This is a genomic window from Paracoccus sp. MKU1 (assembly GCF_001447385.1).
Classification (GTDB): domain Bacteria; phylum Pseudomonadota; class Alphaproteobacteria; order Rhodobacterales; family Rhodobacteraceae; genus Paracoccus.
This window is the reverse complement of record NZ_LLWQ01000118.1, coordinates 1-5,651: the sequence shown is the minus strand read 5'-3', so window position 1 is coordinate 5,651 and position 5,651 is coordinate 1. Positions and strand designations below refer to the sequence as shown.

7 protein-coding genes are annotated in these 5,651 nt (G+C 65.8%); 4 read left to right on the top strand and 3 right to left on the bottom strand.

The window, feature by feature from the left end; genetic code table 11:
* Both arsB and arsH read left to right on the top strand, forming a co-directional pair.
* On the top strand, nucleotides 1-786 hold a 786-nt coding region (arsB, locus tag AQY21_RS07600; RefSeq protein WP_058097114.1), incomplete at its 5' end, for an ACR3 family arsenite efflux transporter.
* Entirely contained in the window at nucleotides 783-1,490 is a 708-nt protein-coding gene (gene arsH, locus AQY21_RS07595; RefSeq protein WP_058097113.1) for an arsenical resistance protein ArsH, read from the top strand. The genes arsB and arsH, both read left to right, overlap by 4 nt.
* A 202-nt stretch (nucleotides 1,491-1,692) precedes the next feature.
* Here the strand turns inward: arsH and AQY21_RS28575 are convergent, their stop codons facing one another.
* Complete coding sequence (locus AQY21_RS28575) at nucleotides 1,693-1,908, bottom strand: hypothetical protein (RefSeq protein WP_152988156.1); 216 nt, start codon at nucleotides 1,906-1,908, stop codon at nucleotides 1,693-1,695.
* Nucleotides 1,909-1,939: 31 nt separating this feature from the next.
* Here AQY21_RS28575 and AQY21_RS07590 point away from each other — a divergent pair, with 31 nt between their 5' ends.
* Complete coding sequence (locus tag AQY21_RS07590; RefSeq protein WP_058097112.1) at nucleotides 1,940-2,785, top strand: sulfurtransferase/chromate resistance protein; 846 nt, start codon at nucleotides 1,940-1,942, stop codon at nucleotides 2,783-2,785.
* Nucleotides 2,782-4,146: a chromate efflux transporter gene (chrA, locus tag AQY21_RS07585; RefSeq protein ID WP_058097111.1), complete on the top strand. Its 1,365-nt coding sequence runs from the start codon at nucleotides 2,782-2,784 to the stop codon at nucleotides 4,144-4,146. Before AQY21_RS07590 ends, chrA begins: the two co-directional genes overlap by 4 nt.
* A 365-nt stretch (nucleotides 4,147-4,511) precedes the next feature.
* Here the strand turns inward: chrA and AQY21_RS28985 are convergent, their stop codons facing one another.
* Together AQY21_RS28985 and AQY21_RS07580 are read right to left on the bottom strand one after the other, a co-directional pair.
* Nucleotides 4,512-4,682: a hypothetical protein gene (locus AQY21_RS28985; RefSeq protein WP_161905967.1), complete on the bottom strand. Its 171-nt coding sequence runs from the start codon at nucleotides 4,680-4,682 to the stop codon at nucleotides 4,512-4,514.
* Between the two features lie 199 nt (nucleotides 4,683-4,881).
* Nucleotides 4,882-5,577, bottom strand: a complete 696-nt coding sequence (locus AQY21_RS07580) for a GntR family transcriptional regulator (RefSeq protein ID WP_058097110.1) — start codon at nucleotides 5,575-5,577, stop codon at nucleotides 4,882-4,884.
* Between the last annotated feature and the right edge of the window lie 74 nt (nucleotides 5,578-5,651).

Genomic DNA, 5,651 nt, shown 5'->3' with positions numbered 1-5,651 from the left:
GTGCTGATGTTCGCGCTGGCGGTGATCTTCCTGCGCGACCAGCCGGAATACATGACCGGGCTGATCCTGATCGGCCTGGCGCGCTGCATCGCCATGGTGCTGGTCTGGAACCAGCTGGCGCGCGGCGACGGGCAATATGTCGCCGGGCTGGTGGCCTTCAACGCGATCTTCCAGATCCTGTTCTTCTCGACCTATGCCTGGCTGTTCCTGACCGTGCTGCCGCCGCTGTTCGGGCTGCAGGGCAGCGTGATCGACGTGGGCTTCCGGACCGTGACCGAGGCGGTGCTGATCTACCTGGGCATCCCCTTCGCCGCCGGCTTCCTGACCCGGCATGTGCTGATCGCGCGCAAGGGCGACGCTTGGTATCAGAACGTATTCCTGCCGAAGATCAGCCCGATCACGCTGGCCGCGCTGCTCTTCACCATCGTGGCGATGTTCAGCCTGAAGGGTGGCGATGTCGTGCGCCTGCCGCTCGACACTGTCAGGATCGCCGTGCCGCTGGTGCTGTATTTCGCCATTCAGTTCCTGGTCAGCTTCGCCATGGGCCGCCTGATCGCCCGGGACTACCCGCGCAGCACCGCCATCGCCTTCACCGCCGCCGGCAACAATTTCGAACTGGCCATCGCCGTCGCCATTGCCGCCTATGGGCTGGCCTCGCCCGTGGCCTTCGCCGCGGTCATCGGCCCGCTGGTCGAGGTGCCGGTGCTGATCCTTCTGGTCAACACCGCCCTGTGGCTGGGCCGCCGCTGGTTTCCCGAAGCAACCCCGCAAGAGGCCCGCGCATGATCCCCGACCTGCCGAACCTGTCGCCCGACTGCCTGCGCGCGCCCGCGATCCCCGACCTGCCGCGAGCAACCCATCCGCCGCGCATCCTGCTGCTCTACGGCTCGCTGCGCGAACGCTCCTACAGCCGCTTCGCCACGCTGGAGGCCGAGCGCCTGCTGCGGCATTTCGGTTGCGAGACGCGGGTGTTCCACGCCAACGGCCTGCCGCTGCCCGAGGATGCCGACCCGTCGCATCCGAAGGTGCAGGAGCTGCGCGATCTGTGCCTGTGGTCCGAGGGCCAGGTCTGGACCAGCCCGGAACGCCACGGCGCGATGACCGGGGTGATGAAGGCGCAGATCGACTGGATCCCGCTGTCGATGGGGGCGATCCGGCCGACCCAGGGCCGCACCCTGGCGCTGATGCAGGTCTCGGGCGGCTCGCAGAGCTTCAACGCGGTGAACCAGATGCGGGTGCTGGGCCGCTGGATGCGGATGCTGACCATCCCCAACCAGTCCTCGGTCGCCAGGGCGTATCAGGAGTTCGACGAGGCCGGGCGCATGCGGCCGTCGAGCTATTACGACCGCATCGTCGACGTGATGGAGGAACTGGTGAAGTTCACCCTGCTGACCCGCGACCTGTCGGCCTTCCTGACCGACCGCTACAGCGAGCGCAAGGAAGCCGCGGCAAAGCTCGAGGAACGGCTGAACCTCAAGGCTGCGACATGAGGCCGGAGATAGGCGATATCGGGGGCAGATCGCGAGATACAACCGGATCGTGCCGCGAAGAGTGACTGATCAGGTCTGAACCGGGTATGGGTGAAGGTTCTCCAACGCTGCATCCCCACGTTTGGAGCCGCGGCGCCTATCATCCGTCGGCTTTGGTCTGCCACCAGGAAAAGTCAGCCCGAAGCTGCCAGTCAGGTACAAATCATGCTGCGATGCCGCGTTCCATGAAGCTGTCCCTCAGGCGTGGCGCAGCGAGATTCTCGTCGAGATGGCAGCTATGCCGGATAATGCCACCGTTCGTTGCGGTGAAGAAATCAGTGTCGGGCAACCGTCTTGACATTCCATCGTCGTCGTCGGAATTTTCCGGCATGGGGTCTTGCGACGCCCCACGAGGCGCCAGCCGAAGTTCGCGTTCCATTCCGACAACTCACTCAATGGAGGGAACGCAGATGCCTGCGCCTGACGCCATAACCTGCGACAAGCTCGCCAAGCTGATCGGCACCGCACGATGCCCCGTCGTCCTCGACGTGCGCCGTGCGGATGCGAGAGACGCCGAACCCCGTCTCATCCCCTCTGCCCGATGGCTGGCTGAGGATGAAATCGCCCCTGCGGCGCTTTCGGAACTGGCCCGCAGCCTGGACCGTCCGGTGGTGGTCCTTTGCGCCGAGGGACACGGGCGCAGTCAGGGCGTCGCCGCCTGGCTGCGCCATGAAGGGGTCGCAGCCGAGTATCTGGAGGGAGGGATGGCGGCATGGCTCGCCGCCGGCCTGCCACTCGTCACGACCGCGAAGATCACCGGCCATGATCCGCAGGGCCGCAGCCTGTGGGTGACACGGGCGCGGCCCAAGATCGATCGCATCGCCTGCCCCTGGCTGATCCGGCGCTTCATCGATCCACGGGCGGTGTTTCTGTTCGTCGCCCCGGCCGAGGTCCCCGCAGTGGCCGAGCGGTTCGGCGCCATGCCCTTCGATGTCGAAGGCGTGTTCTGGAGCCATCGCGGCGAGGACTGCACCTTCGACGCGCTGCTGAAGGAAACCCGGTTGAGCATCCCGGCGCTCGACCGGCTGGCTTTGATCGTGCGCGGGGCGGATACCGCCCGCCTGGACCTCGCCCCCGAAGCGGCGGGCCTGCTTGCGGCGTCCCTGGGCCTGTCGCGGATGTATTCCGACGATCTGGAGCAACTCGATGCCGGATTGCAGCTCTATGACGCCTTCTACCGTTGGGCGCGCGATGCCACGGACGAGATCCACAACTGGCCCACCAACGCCAGGGGTACGGGCCGGGGCGCGACATGAAACGGCGTGATGGATTTCCAACGCTGGGTCAGGCGACCGGGGTCTGGACCAGGATCGCCGCGCTGAGTTTCGGCGGGCCGGCCGGCCAGATCGCGGTGATGCACCGGATACTGGTCGAGGAGCGGAAATGGCTCGGAGATGCGCGATTCCTCCATGCCCTGAACTTCTGCATGCTGTTGCCCGGTCCCGAGGCGCAGCAGATGGCGACCTATATCGGCTGGCTGATGCACGGCGTGCGCGGCGCGCTGATCGCGGGGATGCTGTTCATCCTGCCGGGCTTCATCGCCATGATGGTGCTGAGCTGGGTCTACGCGGTCTATGGCGATGTGCCGGTTGTGACCGCGCTGTTTTTCGGGCTGAAGGCCGCGGTGCTGGCGATCGTGCTGCAAGCGGTGTTCCGCATCGGCAAACGTGCGCTGAAGAACAACGTCATGCTCGGCCTGGCCGCCGCGTCCTTCCTGGCCATCTTCCTGTTCGATGCACCCTTCCCGCTGATCGTGGCGCTGGCGGCAACCATCGGCTGGATCGGGACAAAGGTCGGGATTGCGGCCTTCCGGGGCGGCGGCGGGCATGGCTCGTCAGGTGGCGCACATGTCAGCGACGCCGACACGATCCTTGGCGAAGAGCTTGATCTTCCGCCCTCGGCGCGCAGAAACGCCTTCCACGCGGGATGGGCGGCGGTCGCGCTCTGGCTGTTGCCGGTGGCGCTGCTGGTCGCCCTGGTACCGGGCAGCGTCTTCACCGACATCGCGCTCTATTTCTCGAAACTCGCGGTGCTGACCTTCGGCGGGGCCTATGCCGTGCTGGCCTGGGTCGCGCAGGAGGCGGTCGGCAGCTATGGCTGGCTGCAGCCGGGCGAGATGCTCGACGGTCTCGGCATGGCCGAAACCATGCCGGGGCCGCTGATCAAGGTGCTGCAATTCGTCGGCTTCATGGGGGCAATGCGCGAGGCCGGATGGGCCATGCCGCTGCTGGCGGCAACGCTCGGGGGCATCCTGACGACATGGGTGACCTTCGCGCCCTGCTTCGCCTGGATTCTGCTCGGGGCACCGTTCATGGAAGGGCTGCGGGAAAACCGGGCGCTCGCAGCGGCGCTGGCTTCGGTCACGGCGGCGGTCGTGGGGGTGATCCTCAATCTCGCGATATGGTTCGCGATCCATGTGGTCTGGCGCGAGGTCGAGCCTTTCAATTGGGGGCCGGTCTCGACCAGCGTTCCGGTGCTGGAAACACTGGATGCCTGGGCGATGGCCCTTTCGGCGCTGGCGATCCTCGCGGTGTTCCGTCTGAAGCTCGGCATCGGCCTTGTGCTTGGTGGTGCGGCACTGGCTGGCCTCGGACTGCACCTGGCCGGGGCGATCTGACGGCGGATGGCGAGGCCGCTGCCCGAACCCCGAAGAAACCCGGATATCCGCGATGCCAGGGCGGATGCAGGTCGCCCACGGTCAGTTGATGGTGGTGCCTGCCCTGGTTCGCATCACATGGGGATGATCGGGCGGCATGGTAACGGGCAACGTGACGCTCACCTTGCAGCTCGGTGGCGAGTACAGCCGGTTGACCACACCTGGGAACAGTGGACGGAACATCCAGAGCTGATCACTTGCGCCGGATCAGTCTCCAACGGCAGCAACGGACTCGCGAGCAACTGGCTGCGGGACAGCAAGTGGCAGGTTTGGCTGAGCCGGGCGATTTGCCCCCGGACAGGCAAGGTGCGGCCCAAACCAGTCAGTCAGGAGCAGATTTCGCTGCAATGCCGCGCTCCCGAAAGCAGCCGCTCAAGCGGATTGCAGCAAAATCCGATGGTCGCGGCCGCCGAGTTTAGCGCATTGAACTGCTTGGGACGGTTCAGCCAGATCAGAGCGACATTGCCATTGCGGGTCTCTGCAAACAGGTTGACCATCGTTTGCTGCCTGCCTCGCAAGATTCGCCGGCAGGGCGGTTGCGTTTGTTTTCAAGGCGGGGGAGCCGCCGCTCATCCCGTTGCCAGGGATTCCCCAAGGTATCTGTTTGACGAAAAAAGTTACAGTTTCGTTGCCGCCGCCCCTGCTTCCTTCAAGAACGATCATAGAAAATACGAACCAGATCACCCATTCCATCCCTCAATACCGGGCGATCAGCCGGTGGCCGCAGCGGTAGACCATGCGCACGAAGGTGATCGGCCGGCCTTCCCAGAAGGTCTGCCGCTCGATGCGGAACAGCGGGTCGCCCACCGCGCAGCTCAGCTGCCGGGCCTGCTCGGGCTCGGCGGCGCTGGCCGAGAAGCTGATCTCGATATCCGAGAAGGGCATCTGGCGCGTCAGCCATTCGCTGGGCCCCAGGGTCGAGAAATCCGCCTGCCGGGCCTGCGGCACGGCGCCCAGGTTGATCCAGCGATCCTCGAGCTGATAGGGATGGCCGTCCGAGAGATGCAGGCAGACCAGGTGCAGCATCTCGGCCCCCTGGCGCAGGTCCAGCCGGGCGCGCAGCCAGTTCGGCGCCGGCACGGACTCCGAGGAAACCAGCGCATAGCGATAGCTGGACCCCTGCGCCTCGACCTCGACCCGGACCAGCGGGATGTCCAGCCTGACCTGCCGCAAGGGCACCGGTCGGACGCGCGTGCCGGTCTTGCGCTTGCGCTCGACGATGCCGTCGTCGACCAGTTCGCGCATGGCGCGGCCGACTGTGGCACGGGCCGCGCCGAATTCCCGCGCCAAGGCCAGCTCGTTCGGCAGCAGCGAGCCCGGCGGCCATTCGCCGCCGCTGATGCGGCGCAGGATATCCGCCTTGATGACGCGGAAACTGGTCGTCGTGCACATGCTGAACCTTGGTGTTATCGGCCCCAGATGAGCACAGAACCATCCGCAGTGTCTCTAACATGTCCGACAGGCCA